This is a genomic window from Kitasatospora sp. NPDC059812 (genome assembly GCF_042732075.1).
In the GTDB taxonomy this organism is placed as follows: domain Bacteria; phylum Actinomycetota; class Actinomycetes; order Streptomycetales; family Streptomycetaceae; genus Kitasatospora.
In genome coordinates this window covers 19584-36472 of sequence record NZ_JBHWIO010000089.1, presented here as the reverse complement: position 1 = coordinate 36472, position 16889 = coordinate 19584, and the positions used below count along the sequence as shown (strand labels likewise).

The 16889-nt window shown below is 73.1% G+C and carries 16 protein-coding genes; 8 read left to right on the top strand and 8 right to left on the bottom strand.

All coding sequences use genetic code 11. From position 1 onward, the window contains the following. Window positions 1–119: 119 nt before the first annotated feature. The 4 genes from ACFV6D_RS31880 to ACFV6D_RS31865 form a co-directional block, all read right to left on the bottom strand. Window positions 120–1352 (bottom strand): cupin domain-containing protein, encoded by a 1233-nt coding sequence (locus tag ACFV6D_RS31880; protein ID WP_380430411.1) that lies wholly within the window; start codon window positions 1350–1352, stop codon window positions 120–122. 165 nt (window positions 1353–1517) lie between these two features. Continuing rightward, window positions 1518–1673 (bottom strand): hypothetical protein, encoded by a 156-nt coding sequence (locus ACFV6D_RS31875; protein ID WP_331742852.1) that lies wholly within the window; start codon window positions 1671–1673, stop codon window positions 1518–1520. A gap of 325 nt (window positions 1674–1998) precedes the next feature. Then, window positions 1999–2766 carry a hypothetical protein gene (locus ACFV6D_RS31870; RefSeq protein ID WP_380562224.1) on the bottom strand — a complete coding sequence of 256 codons (768 nt, stop codon included), beginning with the start codon at window positions 2764–2766 and terminating at the stop codon, window positions 1999–2001. Between the two features lie 221 nt (window positions 2767–2987). Beyond that, window positions 2988–3566: a hypothetical protein gene (locus ACFV6D_RS31865; protein ID WP_380430403.1), complete on the bottom strand. Its 579-nt coding sequence runs from the start codon at window positions 3564–3566 to the stop codon at window positions 2988–2990. Window positions 3567–3777: 211 nt separating this feature from the next. Between ACFV6D_RS31865 and ACFV6D_RS31860 the strand changes: the two genes are divergently transcribed. Beyond that, complete coding sequence (locus ACFV6D_RS31860; protein WP_380562222.1) at window positions 3778–4389, top strand: hypothetical protein; 612 nt, start codon at window positions 3778–3780, stop codon at window positions 4387–4389. Window positions 4390–4677: 288 nt separating this feature from the next. Here the strand turns inward: ACFV6D_RS31860 and ACFV6D_RS31855 are convergent, their stop codons facing one another. After that, window positions 4678–5163, bottom strand: a complete 486-nt coding sequence (locus ACFV6D_RS31855) for a MarR family winged helix-turn-helix transcriptional regulator (RefSeq protein ID WP_063351792.1) — start codon at window positions 5161–5163, stop codon at window positions 4678–4680. A gap of 290 nt (window positions 5164–5453) precedes the next feature. On the opposite strand from ACFV6D_RS31855, the gene ACFV6D_RS31850 reads away from it, so the two are divergent. The 3 genes from ACFV6D_RS31850 to ACFV6D_RS31840 all read left to right on the top strand — a co-directional run bounded on the left by ACFV6D_RS31850 (window position 5454) and on the right by ACFV6D_RS31840 (window position 8120). Then, the gene (locus tag ACFV6D_RS31850; protein ID WP_380562220.1) at window positions 5454–6647 is read left to right on the top strand and encodes an MFS transporter; all 1194 of its coding nucleotides are present in this window, start codon (window positions 5454–5456) and stop codon (window positions 6645–6647) included. 68 nt (window positions 6648–6715) lie between these two features. After that, window positions 6716–7135, top strand: coding sequence for a heme-binding protein (locus tag ACFV6D_RS31845; RefSeq protein WP_380562218.1), 420 nt, complete (start codon window positions 6716–6718; stop codon window positions 7133–7135). Window positions 7136–7289: 154 nt separating this feature from the next. Then, entirely contained in the window at window positions 7290–8120 is an 831-nt protein-coding gene (locus tag ACFV6D_RS31840; protein ID WP_380562216.1) for an aldo/keto reductase, read from the top strand. Window positions 8121–8172: 52 nt separating this feature from the next. Here the strand turns inward: ACFV6D_RS31840 and ACFV6D_RS31835 are convergent, their stop codons facing one another. From ACFV6D_RS31835 to eccE, 3 genes are all read right to left on the bottom strand, one after another. Next, window positions 8173–10407 carry a MinD/ParA family protein gene (locus ACFV6D_RS31835; protein ID WP_380562214.1) on the bottom strand — a complete coding sequence of 745 codons (2235 nt, stop codon included), beginning with the start codon at window positions 10405–10407 and terminating at the stop codon, window positions 8173–8175. A gap of 129 nt (window positions 10408–10536) precedes the next feature. Then, window positions 10537–11304 carry a hypothetical protein gene (locus ACFV6D_RS31830; RefSeq protein ID WP_063347616.1) on the bottom strand — a complete coding sequence of 256 codons (768 nt, stop codon included), beginning with the start codon at window positions 11302–11304 and terminating at the stop codon, window positions 10537–10539. Next, window positions 11304–12734, bottom strand: a complete 1431-nt coding sequence (eccE, locus tag ACFV6D_RS31825) for a type VII secretion protein EccE (protein WP_380562213.1) — start codon at window positions 12732–12734, stop codon at window positions 11304–11306. The genes ACFV6D_RS31830 and eccE overlap by 1 nt, the downstream gene beginning before the upstream one ends. A gap of 179 nt (window positions 12735–12913) precedes the next feature. On the opposite strand from eccE, the gene ACFV6D_RS31820 reads away from it, so the two are divergent. From ACFV6D_RS31820 to mycP, 4 genes are all read left to right on the top strand, one after another. Beyond that, the gene (locus ACFV6D_RS31820) at window positions 12914–14611 is read left to right on the top strand and encodes a type VII secretion protein EccB (protein WP_380345383.1); all 1698 of its coding nucleotides are present in this window, start codon (window positions 12914–12916) and stop codon (window positions 14609–14611) included. Window positions 14612–14792: 181 nt separating this feature from the next. After that, entirely contained in the window at window positions 14793–15098 is a 306-nt protein-coding gene (locus ACFV6D_RS31815; protein WP_063347614.1) for a WXG100 family type VII secretion target, read from the top strand. Window positions 15099–15200: 102 nt separating this feature from the next. Then, window positions 15201–15497, top strand: coding sequence for a WXG100 family type VII secretion target (locus tag ACFV6D_RS31810; protein ID WP_063351107.1), 297 nt, complete (start codon window positions 15201–15203; stop codon window positions 15495–15497). 100 nt (window positions 15498–15597) lie between these two features. After that, window positions 15598–16830 (top strand): type VII secretion-associated serine protease mycosin, encoded by a 1233-nt coding sequence (mycP, locus tag ACFV6D_RS31805; protein WP_380345386.1) that lies wholly within the window; start codon window positions 15598–15600, stop codon window positions 16828–16830. Window positions 16831–16889: the final 59 nt, after the last annotated feature.

Below are 16889 nucleotides of genomic sequence, written 5' to 3'. Positions count from 1 at the left end.
CGCCCCCCCGCGCGCCCCCCCCCCGCCGCCGCGCCCCCCGCTCACCTGCGCTACGAGGCCGCGGGGCGCGGGGGCGCGCCCCCCCCCCCCCCCCCCGCACCCGGTCGGCCGTCCGTCCGTCAGGACAGGGTGAGGAATCCTTCGCGGACCAGCGTGCGCACGAGCAGGAGGCAGCCCGGCTGGTCCAGGCCGCCGGGGATCGAGCCGGCGGTGAACCCCTGCCCGTCGCTCTCCGTCGCGAACCTGACCTCATCGGCCACGTGGACCGGCAACTGGATGGTCTTGCTGTGGAACTCGAGCTCGATGACCTCCTCGCCGAGTGCCACGCTCCACCGCAGACCCGGACGACGCCGCACCCGGGTGTCGAGGTCCAGCCGCGGCAGGCTCTCCAGGTCGCCCAGGTGACCGCGGAGCGTCACCGGCGCGAGCGAGGTCGTCTGCTTCACGGCCCTGGCCGTCATCTCCTGGGGCGAGAGCCGGGCGGCGAGCGCATCGATCAGCTCGGCGAAGACGTCCTCGGCCTGCTCCTGGAGGTGCTTGTCGTTGGCGAATCCGAGGGGCATGCTCCTGCGGAACCGCTCGTCCCCCTCGAAGACCTCCCGGACCGCGTCGCTGATCAGCGCGGGTATCAGGACCGGGTGGACACCGAAGGTGAGGTGCATCGACGCGGCGTCGTTGGACGTCGCGGCGTGGATGGTGCCACGGGGCAGGTAGAGGAGGCTGCCCGGCTGGAGGTCGAACTCCTCCTCGACCTCCGGCACCTCGCCGGAGTGGTCGTACCTCTGACCTTCCAACGGCAGCGCGTATGGCGCCCCGTACAGCCGCCAGCGCTTGCTGCCGTACGCCTGCATCACGATCACGTCGTGGCTGTCGTAGTGCGGGTCGAATCCGCGGGCCTGCCCGCCGGGGGTGAGGTACACGTTCACCTGGAACCTGGCGTTGACCTCGGCGCTCAGCATCGAGGTGAAACGCGCCAGCGGCTCCCAGCGGCGTTCGAGGGCGTTCAGGATGACGGTCGAGCCGGACCGGTACCGCTCGTACAGCGCCTCCAGCCGGCTGGCGGTCATGTTGCGGCCGGGGGCACCCAGTTCGGACACCGGGGTTTCCTTGCCCTCGCGGATGACCCGGACGTTCCCGAAGTCCGGGCCGGACTGGCCCAGCACCCGGTCCACGTCGTCGAGCGTCAGGAGATCCGCGAAGCGCTCGGGGTCGTTCCTCGGAATGTGCAGCGGCCTGCGCTCCCAGTACTCGTCGCGGAACGTCGGAAGGGACACCGGGTGGAGAAGGCGGGAGAGGTCGGAGGAAGGCCGTCCATCGGGCTCGGCCCCCACCCGGTCCGTCAGAGAAGTCATCGAGATCTCGTGTCTCCTAACAGAGGTCGGCCGGCCCTGCTGGCGCGGTGACCGGCAGCCATGTCGTCCTTGGCGTTCTTGCCGTCCTTCGGGGAGGGGGCACGCCGGGAGCGCGGCCCCTCCCCGGCCCGTGAGACTTCTCGGACGGGCTCTGCTCAGGCGAGGTCAGTCGGTGTCGTCGATGAAAAAGTCCTTATGACCGGAGTCGTTGTTGTTGTTGTCGTCCGCGGGCCCGAAGCTGATGTCATCGGGCGTGATGGCCGTTTCCACGTCCGGAGCGCGCACGACGACGATGTCGGCCGGGTCGAGGCTGTGTGTCACATGAACTCCCTTCTGAGAGCCGGTGGAAGCTTCAGCGTGGGATCCGCGGTGATTGTCCGTCTACAGGAGGGCGCGAAGGCCCAGGTGAGTGGCGGACAACCCGAGGCGGCCGCGGACAGCGGAGGGGGAGAGCGGGATCCGAGGTTGTCCGCGCCGATCCCGGCCGGACTCCGGACAACCCTCCGAGCACGCCGGTTGTCGTCCGCCCGGCTGTGCGCGGCGGAGCATCAGCGCGGTACGGGCGGGTCCGGATACGGAACCTCTACCGCGAACCCTGTCGGCACGGCGTTCGTCCGGGGGAGTCGTCCTCGCCCCGCGCCGGTGATCACCATCTGCTGGCCCTGCCCGCCGCCTGCGGTGGACGCCTCCCGGCCGGAGACGCCCACCGCGGCGGCGTCTGGCACCGGACCCGGTCGCCAGAGCGGTTGTGACGATGCGTCAGTCCGTGGTCGGGGAACAGGTCGGACACGAGGGGGATGAAGCAGGAGTTGCGGCCGAACACCACCCGGCTCTCGCCGTCCGCCTCCACGCCCACCACCTCGTCGTACCGGACATGGCAGACCGTGCTGCCGGGCTGGTGCATCCACAGCCCCGACTCATCGACCACCAGGCGTATCCGGCGGGCGTTGGAGGAGAACAGCCGGGCGAGCAGCGGCGGCCGGAACATCCGTCCGGTGGCGGGCAGTTGACGGTCGGTGCCGCAGGAGTACTTCGGGAGCGGGGTGCCGTCCCGCTGCCGCACGTCCGGCTTGGTCCCGCACGGGACCACCAGCAGTGCCGTGCGCAGGGCTCCCGCGAGCGCCTCCCGGGCCTGGTCCGGGGTCACCCGGGTCAGGCTGTCGAGCCGGGTGTCGGCGTCCCGGTACTCGCCGCCGAAGAGCAACTCGACTGCCGCCTCGCGGAGTTCGAAGGGTGTCGACCGCGGGTCCTGGAAGGCCTGGGCCCTGTCCGACCGGACAGGACCTGGCGGACGGCGGCCAGCTCCGTCCAGGAACTCGACCACCTGCTCGGGCCGTCCGGAACAGGTGAACTCGGTCGCGGTCAGCCCCGCCGAGGCGTTGTGCTCGTGGTGCAGGCGGGGCAGCGTGCCCATCGCCAGATGCTCCACCAGATGGGTCACCCCCAGCGTGCGGAACGACTCGTCCCGGGGCCCCGCACCCGAATACCAGGGCGGCCTTCAGCGGGCCGGGCGCTTCCGCCCACAGAACAACGCGCCGATCGCCTCGAAACGCCGAAGTCAGGAATCCCGAGTCCGTCTCGGGGTGGTGTGCGTGCCGGGTGCGGTCACGGCAGCGTCCGGCCGCACCCGGCCTGTCAGCGCTGTTGGGCGGCGATGACCACGAAGCTCACCACCACGATGACGATTCCAGCGAGGACCCCGACGACGGTGGGGGAGACGCGGTCGCGCAGGCTCCGTGCGGGCCGGATCCGCGTGTCCTGGTGGGTGCTGAGCTCCCACCAGTTGAGGACCCGCTGGACGTCCACGTCGAAGTCGGGCCTCGGGTAGGTGGAGCTGTCCTGGAGGCCGGGCAGTGAGCGCCGCCGGCCGCCCGCGAGGAATATCCGGGCCGCGCGCGAGTTCCCGTACTGGCGGTTCTTGGTCTCGCGGACGTCGACCCACCTGATGTCCTGCCAGGCGTGGGTGCGGCCGCGTCCGAGGCCCCAGCAGATGGTGACCCCGTCGGCCCCCACCCGGCTCCAACTCCGTTGGACCATCAGCGCCAAGGGGGCGACGATCACGATGGTTGCGCCCACCATCCAGCAGGTGGCCACGGCGCCGAGGCGGTAGGCGCCGAACGCCACCTGAATGACCAGTAGGGCACCGAGTAGCGCGAGACGCGTGTACTTCGCGTGTCCGTACAGGTCCTTCCCGCGAAAGATCAATTCGTTCACGGCTCGCACACTACGTCCCGACGCCCCCCACGTGAAGTGGCTTTCGGGGACGGCTGTGCGAAGTGGGCGTCCCGGCGGTCGACGGCAGGGGCCGGGGGCGTCAACAGGACTGGTGGACAGGGGCGGTGAGGGCGAGTGCTACCGTCGGGCCATGATCATGCGGGGGGATGGCGGAGCGGCACGGCAGGTTCTTCGCTGGCACCGGCAGAGCGTGTTGCTGGGTGCCGGCTATCTGATCGCGGCGGGGATCGAGCTCATCGGTGTGGCCCTCTCCGGGAAGCCGTATCTGGTGGTCAGCGTGATCGTCGCGGTCATGCTGCCGATCCTGTGCGGCGGCTATCTGACGGTGCGTAACAGCGGCGCGGCCGCTCGGATGGCCGAGGCGTCGGGTCGGCCCGTGGCGCCGGGTACCGCGTGGGGCGCGATGACCTTCGTGCTCGTGATGCTGGCGCTGTGCGGCTCTGCGACGGTGGTCCGCCAGGTGCGCGACAACGTGGCGATGGACACCCGGGCGACGGCCACCGTCACCAGCTGCAACGAACTGAGCAGGAACCCGCACTGCGGGGGCCACTGGACGGTCGACGGCCGCACCTACTCGGGGAACCGGCTGGCAGGAATGGTGGCGCTCGGCACGGTGGTCGAGGTCCGGTACGCGCCCGGGGACCCGACCCGGGCGGTGCCCGCCGACGAGTCGGTCACCCCGGTGTCCATCGCGGGCGGCATCGTGGTCGTCTGCTGCCTGATCGGCCTGGTGCCGACGGGGCTGGGCGAATGGCGGGCCGGGCGCGCGATGCTGACCGAGGCCCGTCAGCCGGCCCTGTGAAGCGACCGCACCACGCCCTGCCGGCTGGCGAGCCGCCGGCGGGGCCGGGTCGTCGAAGCGGCCCTCATCTGCGGGGATGAGGCGCACACGCTCACGGCAGAACGCCGGTGTTCGGCGAGGCGCCGGCCCTCGTCGAACACCGGCGCACCGCTGAGGGCGAAGCGGCACCTGTACGCGGGACGCGGGAGCGCAGCAGGAGGCGCGGGGGCGTAGCGGACGCGCCCGAGCGGAAGTAGTCAGCACGAAGCCCTGGGACCGTCTTGGCGAGGTTCCGGGGCTTCGTCGTGCTCAGCGCGTGGCGGCGGGCTCCGGGAGCCGTCGCGACGTGTTCATCTCCTCGACGGTGGCGACCAGCGGGGCCAGCTCGGGGTTCTTGGCGGCCTCGTCCAGCGCCTCCCGGAGGGCGGACTCGTTGGTCGGCCTGGCCGCTTCCAGGAGTTCCAGGCCGGGCCCGGTCACGTCGGTGTAGATGCCGCGGCGGTCGGTCGCGCAGAGGTAGCGCGAGAGCAGGCCGCGGTCCTCCAGCCGGGTGACGAGGCGGGTGGTGGCGCTCTGGCTGAGCACGACCGCGTCGGCGACCTGCTTCATCTGCAGGTGCCCGCCCTCGCCGTCGTGCTGGCGGCTGAGCACGTCGAGCAGCGAGTACTCGCGCACGCTCAGGTCGTGCTCGGCCTGGAGGGTGCGCTCGATGTGCGCCTCGATCCGGCCGGCCAGGAGGTAGAGGGCGGCCCAGCCGTTGGCGAGGGCGGTCAGCGCGGGGTCCGTGGCGGTCATCGGCGTGGCTCCTTCCGGGTTCGACGTCCTCAAGGATAAGCCCTTGCATGAAATATCGGCCAGCGCGCATATGCGGCTCGTGCAAGCATTGCTCTCCGCGGCGCCGGGATGCCCGATCGGTCCGGGTGGGGCCGGGATCGGCGCGATCCCGACCCCGTCCGCGTCGCATGTTCGCCGCTATCGCCCACCACCAGCGACAGGTGAATGCCCGCACTTGCACTTAGCCCGCGTGTGCAACTATTGTTTGAGCACGTAAGGCGCAACAGCAATCGTATGGAAGGCAGCACACCATGCCTCTCGCGCTCCTAGCCCTGGCCATCGGGGCTTTCGGGATCGGTACGACCGAGTTCGTGGTCATGGGCCTGCTGCCCGAGATCGCCGGCGACTACGGAGTGTCCATCCCCTCCGCCGGGCTCCTGGTCACCGGTTACGCGATCGGCGTCGTCATCGGCGCCCCGCTGATGACGGTGCTCGGCACCCGGATCGGCCGCAAGACGATGCTCATGATCCTCATGGGCCTGTTCGTGGCGGGGAACCTGCTCTCCGCCGTCGCACCGACCATGGGAGTGATGCTCGCCGGCCGCATCGTGACCTCCCTCGCCCATGGCGCGTTCTTCGGCATCGGCTCGGTGGTCGCCGCCGACCTCGTGGCCCCCGACAGGAAGGCCGGCGCCATCGCCACGATGTTCACCGGCCTCACCGTCGCCAACATCGTCGGCGTGCCGCTGGGCACCTTCATCGGCCAGGCCGTCGGTTGGCGCGTCACCTTCGCCGGCGTCGCCGCGCTCGGCGTGGTCGGCCTGCTCGGCATCGCCAAGCTCGTCCCCGCCCTGCCCCGCCCCGAGGGCGCCCACCTGCGCCGCGAGCTCACGGCGTTCCGCAACCCGCAGGTCCTGCTCGCCATGGCGATGACCGTCCTCGGCTTCGGCGGTGTCTTCGCGGCGATCACCTACATCGCGCCGATGATGACCCACGTCGCCGGATACTCGGACGGCGCCGTCACCTGGCTGCTGGTCCTGTTCGGTGCTGGGATGTTCCTCGGCAACCTGCTCGGCGGCAGGTTCGCCGACCGCAAGCTGATGCCGATGCTCTACGCCTCCCTCGGCGGACTCGCCGTCGTGCTGGCCCTGTTCACCCTCACCGCGCACAACAAGATCCTCGCCGCGGTCTCCATCCTGCTCGTCGGGGCGCTCGGCTTCGCCACCGTCCCGCCACTGCAGAAGCGGGTCCTCGACCAGGCGCACGGCGCGCCCACCCTGGCCTCCGCCGTCAACATCGGCGCCTTCAACCTCGGCAACGCCCTCGCCGCCTGGCTCGGCGGCCAGGTGATCGCGGCCGGCCTCGGCTACACCGCCCCGAACTGGGTCGGCGCGCTGCTCGCCGAAGCCGCGCTCCTGCTGGCCGTCTGGTCCGCCGTCCTGGAGCGCCGCACCCCCGTACGGGAGGGCGTCGTCACCGCCGCTCCCGTCCCCGTCCACCACTGACCGTCCCTCTCCCCAGTTCCCCCCTCCCTAGTTCCCCTCTCCCCGTTCCTTCCAGGAGTAGCGCCACCATGAGCACCACCCTCACCCCGCTGACCACCGCCGACGCCGAGACCCTCGTCGCCGCCGCCCGCCGCGCCGCCCAGGCGGCCGGGGCCGCGGTCAGCGTCACCGTCCTGGACGCGGGCGGCCACCTGCTCGCCTTCCTCCGCGACGACAGCGCCGTGCTGATCTCCGGGGAGACCAGCACCCGCAAGGCGTACACCGCCCTCCAGCTGGGCGCCCCCACCGCCGACCTGGTCGACCTCGTCAAGCCGGACGGACCGTTCCACACCCTGGCCACCGCGCTCGACCGGCCGCTCCTCTTCATCGCCGGTGGCGTCCCGATCCACCGCGACGGCAAGCTCGTGGGCGCCATCGGCCTCGGCGGCGGCGCCCCGGAGCAGGACCACTCCTTCGCCACCGCCGCGCTGGCGGAACTCGCCCGGTGACCCGCACGCCCCAGGAGGCCTTCGCCGACCACGGGCGACGCCTGGGCACCGGGGACCTCGACCACAGCGCCGGGAACCACACCGAGGACTCATCAGCGCCCAGACCGTCCGCTACACCCTCACCGACCTCCCCCGCTGAATGGAAGCACGCACCGTGAACAACCCCACCGTCCCCACCGTGAAGCTCAACAACGGCGTCGAGATCCCCCAGCTCGGCTTCGGCGTCTTCCAAGTCCCCGACGCCGAGACCGCCGCCGCCGTCACCTCCGCCCTGGAGGCCGGCTACCGCAGCATCGACACCGCCGCGATCTACGGCAACGAGACCGGCGTCGGCCGCGCCCTGGCCGCCTCCGGCCTGCCGCGCGAGGACCTGTTCGTCACCACCAAGCTGTGGAACGCCGACCAGGGCTACGACGCCACCCTGCGCGCCTTCGACGCCGGCCTCGCCAAGCTCGGCCTCGAGTACCTCGACCTGTATCTGATCCACTGGCCCACCCCGGCCCGCGACCTCTACCTGGACTCCTGGCGCGCCGTCGAGCGCCTCGCCTCCGAGGGCCGCATCCGCGCCGCGGGCGTCTCCAACTTCCAGCCCGCCCACCTCCAGCGCCTGCTGGACGAAAGCCGGTTGGTGCCCGCCGTGAACCAGGTCGAGCTGCACCCCGGCCTCCAGCAGGCCGAGCTGCGCGCCTTCCACACCGAGCACGGCATCGCCACCGAGGCGTGGAGCCCGCTCGCCCAGGGCGCCGTCCTGGACGACCCGGCGATCACCGCGATCGCCGCCCGCACCGGCAAGTCCGCCGCCCAGGTGGTCCTGCGCTGGCACCTCCAGCTCGGCAACATCGTCATCCCGAAGTCCGTCACCCCGGCGCGCATCCGCCAGAACCTGGACGTCTTCGACTTCCAGCTGACCGACGAGGACATGGCCACCATCGCCGCCACCGACCGCGACCTGCGGACCGGCCCGCACCCGGACCAGTTCAACTGACCGACCCCGCACCCCCGGAAGCCCGCCGCCGGGGGGGGCGGCCCCTTCGGCGTCACTGCGGGGGCTGCGGCGGGTGGCCGTAGCCGGGCGGCGGCTGGTAGCCGTCCGGCGGGGACGGCGGGGACGGCTGGGATGGCGAGGCGGGCGGGGCGGGCTGCGGCGGCTGGCCCTGGGCGGGCGGGTAGCCGTAACCCGGGCCCGGCTGCGGGGCCGGCTGCTGCTGGGCGCCCGGCTGCGGCCAGGCCGTGGGGGCGGGCGGCTGCTGCGGGTAGCCGTAGCCGGGTGGCGGCGGCGGGGCCTGGCCGGGCTGCGGTGCCCACGGCGCCCCGGGGGCGGGCTGAGCGGCCTGGCCGGCCTGACCCGCCTGGCCGGCCTGACCCGCCTGACCCGGATACGGCTGTGGCTGTGGCTGCGGCGGGTACGGCGTGGCCTGCACCTGCTGCTGCCACCCGGACTGCTGGGCGGCGGCCTGCTGGGCCCGGACGATGTCCTCGCCGACCAGGGTGGCCAGCTCGAAGTAGGCCTCGCGGACCTTGGGCCGCATCATGTCGAGGTTGACCTCGGCGCCGGCCGCCAGGCTCTCGTCGAACGGCACCACGATCACCCCGCGGCAGCGGGTCTGGAAGTGCGCGACGATGTCCTCGACCTTGATCAGCTTGCTGGTCTCGCGCACCCCGGAGACCACCGTGATGCTGCGCTGCACCAGGTCCGCGTAGCCGTGCGCGGAGAGCCAGTCCAGGGTGGTCGAGGCGCTGGAGGCGCCGTCCACGCTGGGGGTGGAGACGATGATCAGCTGGTCGGCGAGGTCCAGCACCCCGCGCATCGCGCTGTACAGCAGGCCGGTGCCGGAGTCGGTCAGGATGATCGGGTACTGGCGGCCCAGCACGTCGATGACCTGGCGGTAGTCCGAGTCGTTGAACGTGGTCGAGACCGCCGGGTCGACGTCGTTCGCCAGGATCTCCAGGCCCGAGTTGAGGTCCTGCGAGGTGAACTGACGGATGTCCATGTAGCTGCGCAGGTGCGGGATGGCCGTCACCAGGTCGCGGATGGTCGCGCCGGTCTGGCGCTTGACCCGGCGGCCCAGGGTGCCGGCGTCCGGGTTGGCGTCGATCGCGATCACCTTGTCCTGGCGCTCGCTGGCCAGGGTCGCGCCGAGCGCGGTGGTGGTCGTGGTCTTGCCGACCCCGCCCTTGAGGCTGATCACGGCGATCCGGTAGCAGCTCAGCACCGGGGTGCGGATGATCTCCAGCTTGCGCGACTTCTCGGCGGCCGCCGCCTTGCCGCCGAACTGGAACCGCGGCTGCTGGCGCTGCTGCTTGGGCTGGCTGCGCAGCAGCCGGTCCGAGGACAGCTCGACCGCGGCGGTGTAGCCGAGTGGCGCGCCGTGCGCCACGGGCGGCTGCGGGGCGGCGGAGTGCGGGAACGCGACCGGCGGCGGCGCGACGGCGCCCTGCGGCGGCCACGGCTGCACCCCGCCGGACTGCTCGTGCGGCGCGCCCGGCAGCAACGGCCGGTAGTCGTGCGGCTGGGGCTGGGCCGACTGCGGGTAGGCGGGGGGCTGCGGCCAGCCGCCCTGACGCGGATCCACCGGTGCGGGCTGCGGGGCCGGCTGCTGCGGCTGTGCGGGCTGCGGCTGGGCGGCGCCCTGCTGGGCGGCCCACGCGGCGGCGGCCTGCGGGTCGTGCGCCGGCAGTGGCTGCTGCGGGGGCAGGTGCTGTGCGGGCGGCTGAGGGTACGGCTGCGGGTACGTCTGCGGCGGGACCGGCTGGGCGGGCTGCGCCGGCGGCGGGGCCGGGACCGGGGCCGGGTACGGCGGTTGCGGGGCGGGCTGCGGCTGCACCGGGGCCTGCGCCGGCCAGCCCGGGGCGACGGCCTGTGGCTGCTCGAACGCAGGGGCAGGAGCGGGGGCAGGAGCGGGGACGGGGGCCTGGGCAGGGGCGGACGCCGGGAACGGGACGTGCTGCGCCTCGGCCTGGACGGGCTGTGCGGGCGGCACGGGCTGGGCGGGTACGGGCGCCTGAGCCGGCGTCGGGGCCGGAGCCTGAGCGGGCACCGGCGCCGGAGCGGTGGCCTGCGGAGCCTGCACCGCCGGGGCCGGAGCCTGAACTGCCGGAGCCTGCGCCGCCGTCGGAGCCTGAACTGCCGGGGCCGGGGCCGGGGCTGGGGCCGCCGAGGCGTCCGTCTGCACGTACCAGGACGGGGGAGTGTAGTCGGGCGCGTCGGACCAGTCGTCGTCGTCCTCTGCCGCGTTGTCGCCGACGTAGACGCCGTCCCGATCGCTGCTCACTAGGGCTCCCTCGTGTTCGCCGCCGCTTGTTCAGCGGTGCCGTTGCCGCATCAAAGACTAGGCCGTGCGGCAACCCCCGTTGAAGGCGGCGTCGGATCCGGAGCGGCCTCCCGGGCCCGGCGCCGCCGCTCAGTCCATCCGGCGCGGACCGCCGAGAACCTGCTGCTCGGCCTGCCCGGCCACGGCCCGCACGTACTGGCGCCGCATCCGGGTGGCCCACAGCGTGAGGTCGTCGCCGAGGGTGGGCAGCGCGGCGACGTCCTCCGGCGGGAGCGACAGCACCCGGCCGGTCAGCTCCGCCTCCTGCGGGGAGACCCGCTGCACACCCACCAGGTCGGCCGCGTTGAGCACCCGGGCCGCGTGCGGGCCCAGGTACGGCAGCAGGGTCAGGGTGGTCTGCCAGGGCGCGGCGGAGAGCCGGCTGCGCGGCGGGCGGGCGCCGAGGTCGCGCACCACCAGGACCGGCGAGGCCACCGAGGCGCCCTGCGGGCCGAGTCGGCCGACCTGGTGGACCGTCACGCACGGCTGCCCGCCGCCCGCGGCCTGCGCCAGCGGGCCCCACAGCTGCCCGCGCGCGGTCTCCACCGCGACCCGGGCGCCGATCGCGGCCGCCCGCAGCGCGATGACCTGCGCCGTCCACACGCCGCCGACCAGCACCAGGTCGTACGCGCTGGGCCGGAACAGGCCGAGCACCGCGGGCAGCCCCTGCGGGTCGGCGCCGATCACCACGCCGTCGTCGCCGACCGGGAAGGCCAGCGCCCCGAGGTCCGCAGCGTCCAGCACGTGCTTCTCCCGGCGCGGGCCGCGCAGCCCGAAGCCGGGCAGGATCCGGGACCGCGCCCGGGGCTGTTCGGCGCCGTGCTGCGGGCCGGGGGCCGGATAGGTCTGGTACGCCATCAGGACGCTCCTCCCAGCGGCAGGGTGGCGAGCACCCCGGGGGCCTGCTCCAGGTCGAGCCGGACCAGGCCGAGTCCGGCGCCCTGCGCCCGCGCCTCCACCTGGCGGCCGACCTGCGTCACCTCGCTCTCGCTGCGCCCGGTCACCCGCAGGTGCCCGCTGACGGTCACCGAGCCGCCGGTGCCGCGCCCGGCGGTCAGGCTGAAGGTGCTGGCCAGTGCGGGGGAGCCGGTGACCAGGTTGACCAGGTCGGGCGCGGCGATCCGGCCGGGCGATCCGCCGGGGCGGCTGAGCTGCGGCCAGCGGGAGATCCAGTAGGTGCTGTGCCAGCGGTCGTCGATCCGCCAGAACCGGCTGCCCTCCTGGGTGCGGCGGGTGGTGCCGCCGCCGCTGCCGGTGCCCTGGCGCCCGGCCACCGCGAGCGGGTTGGCGCAGGTGGAGATGGCCAGCGCGGCGATCAGCTCGCGCTCGTCCAGCACGGTCGCGTTGAACCCGGCGCTGTTGAGCCGCCCGGCCAGCTGGTCGGTCACCCGTTGCAGTGCCTTGCGGGCGCCCTCCTCGCCGCCGCCGCGGGCCCGGACGGCGGCCGCGGCGCGCTCCGGGTCGAGCTTGAGCGCCACCCAGGTCAGCCGCAGCCCGGGGGTGGCGGTGCCGTCCGGCAGTTCCCGGTAGGCGCGGGCGGCCAGCGACTGCTCGGGCAGGTGCGGGGCTGGGGCCGGCTGGGTGTGCTGGACGAGTTGCACCGACTCCAGGGCGATGTCGTCGACCTGGAGCGCCGAGCAGATCACGTCCAGGGGCAGCGGCAGCGCGGTGCGCACCGGGCGCAGCGGCTGGTCCTTGGCCTGGACGAGCAGCACCGAGCTGAGGAAGGTGCCGTCGCCGACCATGCCGGTCTCCCGGCGGACGGGGCGGCCGCCCAGGTCGGCCTCGGTGGCGTGGGTGCAGGTGCGCAGTGCCGGTTCGAGTTCCAGGGCGGGGGCCAGCGCCGGGTCGGTGCCGGCCGGCGGCAGCGTGCTGCGGGCCTGCCGGCGGCGGGACTTGAGGGCGGCGCGCACCCGTAGCAGTTCGGGGATGGTCCGGCCGCGCAGCGGGATCACGGCGAGCACCACCAGGACCAGCGCGACCGCGCCGAAGCCGGCGGCGACCGGTCGGCTGATCGTCCAGCCCACCGCGACCAGCGCGGCCGCGACCTCGACCAGGACGAGCTGTTGGAGCCTCAGCCGGCCGCCGAGCAGCCCGGGCCGGGGGTTGATCCGGAGCAGGACGGGCCCGCGACCGCCTTCGTCACGGCCGCTGCTCTCGCCGGCGGGCGTCAGCGGCTGCCCGGGCGCGGTCTCGGGGGCGGGGCCGCCGCGCTGCGCCCGGCCGGAGCGGCGCGACCTCCCGCCCGTTGCCGGTCCGCGGCGTCCTGGAGCGGTCTGGCTTGGCATCCCCCGGGTGACCCTCTCTGATCAGTTGCCGCGGCCCGGCTGGCCGGTGCGCGGACCGTACCCGTACCGTACTCACCGTCTGCTGCCGCATCGTAGAGGGTTCGTGCGGGTTCCCGCCCGGCGGGTGCGGGGGGCGGTGCAGGGCGGTCCGACAATGTCTGACGAGGGGGACGACGAGGATGGCATCGCGCCGGGACGAGCTGAACGCGTACACCTTCGCCCGCAAGCGCACGGTGGGGGCGTTCCTGCTGCCCGGTGGCGGCGGCAGCGACGAGGACGCGCCGCGCCCGGTGAAGGCGGTGCTGCCGAGCGTGCTGGCCGGGGCGGTGATCGTCGCCGGGTTCGGGTTGTGGGGGGTGTTCAAGCCGAGCGCGCCGCTGCACTGGGACGACGGCAAGAACGTCGTCCAGGGCAAGAAGTCGACCACCCGGTACGTGGTGCTGACCGACCCGGACGGCCGGACCAAGCGGCTGCACCAGGTGCTCAACATGTCCTCGGCGCGGCTGGTGCTGCCGGCCGAGGCCAAGGTGGTGGTGGTCGACGACGGGGTGCTCGACAGCTACCCCAACCACGGCCCGACGATCGGCATCCCGTACGCGCCGGACAAGCTGCCGACGAGGGACAACGCGGACAAGCCGATGAAGTGGTCGGTCTGCGACCGCCCGGGCTCGGACGACAAGCAGGAGACCGTCAACCAGGCGGTGTTCGTGGCGGCCGGCCCGGACGCGGCGGCGCTGGCGGCCAAGGACCGGATGCTCGGCCAGGACCAGCTGCTGCTGGTGCAGCAGGCGGACGAGCAGCAGGTCTCCGCGCAGCCGGCGCCGGGCCAGCCCGCGGCCAGGCCGGGTGACGCGAAGGTGTTCCTGGTCGACGCGCAGGGCCGCAAGCACGGCATCGGCTCGCCGCAGGCGGACGACAAGGAGCGCAAGTCGCTGATCACCGCGGTCTTCGGGCCCAACGCGGTGCCGCAGCGCGTCAAGCGCGAGTGGCTGGACACCCTGGTGACCGGCAGCCCGATCACCTTCCCGAAGGTCGACGGGGTGGCGGACAGCCCGAGCCCCAACTCCTCGGTGGAGCTGGGCAACCAGGCCGACCGCCGGATCGGCCGGCTGGTGCACTACCAGGACCGCCACTACGTGGTCGGCAAGGACCGGCTCTACCTGGTGACGCCGTTCCAGGCGGAGCTGATCCGGCAGAACCCGGACTACCAGGACCTCTACAAGTACGACGGCGACAAGCGGCCGCGCAGCGACGAGATGACCCCGGCCGACCACGCCAAGCTGGGCAACGACGCCCGGCTGCCGAGCACCGGGGACGACTGGCCGCTGAAGTCCGGTGCGCCGGCCAACAACTGGCAGGACCGGCAGGACGCGCGCCTGGTCGTGTGCAGCACCTTCGACGGCGTCGCCGAGGACGGCCGCACGCCCCGGCGCAGCGTCTGGGCCGGGACGTCCTACCCGGCGCCGTACAACAACGGCGCGGGTGCCGCGTACGTGACGCCCGGGCACGGCCTCTTCTACCGCGCGCTGGACAACGCGGCGGGCGGCTCCGGCACCGACTTCCTGATCACCGAGACCGGTCTGCGCTACTCGGTGCCGGCCAACGGCGACGGCGGCCGCGGCGCCACCACGCCGCCCGGCGCGCAGCCGGGCCAGGGCGGGCAGCCCGGCCAGGGCGGCGCCCCGAAGACGCCCACCCCGCAGCCGGGCGCCACCGCGCCGGACCAGCAGCCGCCGCAGGACGAATCGGGCGCCAACCAGGCCCGGTTGGGCTACAAGGAGCTCCAGCCGCTCCCGGTGCCGCACGAGTGGTCGGACCTCGTCCCGGCCGGCCCGCCGCTGACGGCGAAGAGCGCCGCCCAGCCGCAGAACGCCTGATCGGCCAAGCCAGGCAACGGACTTGGCCTCCGTGTCATGGTCTGGTAACTGCGCCGAGTTCGGTGTTGGGCGAGCTGCGTGTGCCGACTACAGTGCTCCTGGACATCACTAGGGTGATGGGACGGTCGGGCCGCGCTGCCCTCCGTACACGCAATGTCTGTCTCATGGGGGATGGTGGAGCATGGCTCAGGGTCAGTTCACGATGACCGCTCAGGAGATGCTGGCTTTCGCCAAGCGGATCGAGGACGCGATCGGGAAGATCGAGGCTGAGCGGCAGAAGCTCATCAGCACGGTCGATGGCATCACCGGCGGCTGGCAGGGCCAGGCGGCGAGCGCCTACAAGGCCTTGCAGGACCAGGTCAACACCGACATCGCGAAGCTGAAGGAGTCGCTGACCGCGATCCAGCACGCGATCGAGCTGACCACCAAGCACTACGCGAGCACCGAAGAAGAGCAGAAGGCGCTGTTCTCCAACGCCCAGGGCTGATCAGCCGCACCGCGCTGATCACCGTTCTGTTCCGACCTTCCGCTCGGTGGGGCGCCCGCGGCTGAGCGCGGGGTGCTCCGCATCCTCGTCAAGGGAGACATCGTGTCCGACCACATCCTCGTCAACTTCGAGACCGTCCACCACGCGGCCGAGGAAGTGCGCGCCTCGGCCGGTCGCATCGACCACCTGCTGAACGACCTCAAGGGCGACGTCAACCGCATCGCGTCCAGCTGGCAGGGCGCGGCCCAGCAGGGCTACCAGGCCCACCAGACCCAGTGGGACGCGCGCGCCGCCGACCTGCAGAAGGTCTGCACGCAGATCGCCTCCTCGCTGGACAGCGCCGCGCAGAGCTACAAGACGACCGAGAACAACAACGCCAAGCTGTGGGGGAACAACTGACCACGCGTTCCCCAGCGGGAACGTGAGGGGGCGGGTGCTCGGACTCCGGGCACCCGCCCTTCGGCGCGCGGCACGGGTGGACGACATGAGGGGTGGCAGGGTGTCCGGACGCGGGTACCGGAAGGCGGCCGCGGCACTGGCCGCGCTCGCCGTGCTGGGTGGCCCGCTCGCCGCCCAGGCGCGCGCGGACAGCGGACCCGGGCTGGCCGCCGCGGGCGACTGCCCGAAGAACGCGCCCGACGTGCCGACCGTGCCGTGGTCGCTGCAGCGCCTGCTGCTGGACGAGCTGTGGCAGGGCGGTCGGACCACCGGCGCGGGGGTGACCGTCGCGGTCATCGACACCGGCGTGGACGACCAGAACCCGCAGCTGGCCGGAAAGGTCCTGGAGGGCTCCAACCTGGTGGTCAACCGGGAGACTAAGGAGAAGGTCCCGGGCAGCTCCAAGGAGGACCCGGTCGGCCACGGCACCAAGGTGGCCGGCATCATCGCCGCCCGCCGCTACGACCGGACGGGCTTCGTCGGGCTCGCCCCCGACGCCGCCATCCTGTCGATCCGCCAGAACGACAGCGACGGCAACGGCGACGTCTCCACCCTGGTCCAGGCCGTCAACGAGGCGGTCAGGGCCAAGGCCAAGGTCATCAACATCTCCCAGGACGTCCGCGGCGCCGGCGCCGCCGGCTTCGGCGGGTACCAGGAGCTGAAGGCCGCCGTCCAGGCCGCCGAGGACAGCGGCGTCGTGGTGGTCGCCTCCACCGGCAACGACGGCAAGGAGGGCGACACCTACCCCGGCGCGTTCCCGACCGTGCTCGCCGTCGGCGCCTCCGACCGCAACAACGAGCGCGCCCCGTTCTCCCAGTACGGCTCCTTCGTGAAGGTCGCCGCACCCGGCGTCGACATGCTCTCCACCGTCCCCAGGGGCGGCCAGTGCGTCGACAACGGCACCAGCTTCTCCGCCCCGTACGTGTCCGGGCTCGTCGCGCTGCTGGTCGGCGCCCACCCGAACTGGAAGCCGGCCCAGGTGCGGGCCTGGATCGAGCAGACCGCCCAGCGCACCCAGCGCGATCCGAACCAGTTCATCGGCTGGGGCGTGGTCGACCCGGTCAGGGCCGTCACCAAGGCCCCCGAGAGCGCGCCGTTCACCGCCACCCCGGACGCCCCCGTCCAACTGGCCGCCGCCCCGATCGTGCCCCGGCCGGTCGGCCTCGGCGAGACCCAGGCCGACCGCGACGGCCGCACCGCGACGTACGTCCTCGGCATCGGGGCGCTGCTGGTCGCGCTGCTCATCGGCGGCGGCGTCGTCCTGCGCGACCTGCGCCGCAGGTCCGCGGACTGATCCGGGTACGCAGCACCTGCCCGGTGCCCGGGGAGTGCGTAGGAGAATCCTCCGCAACG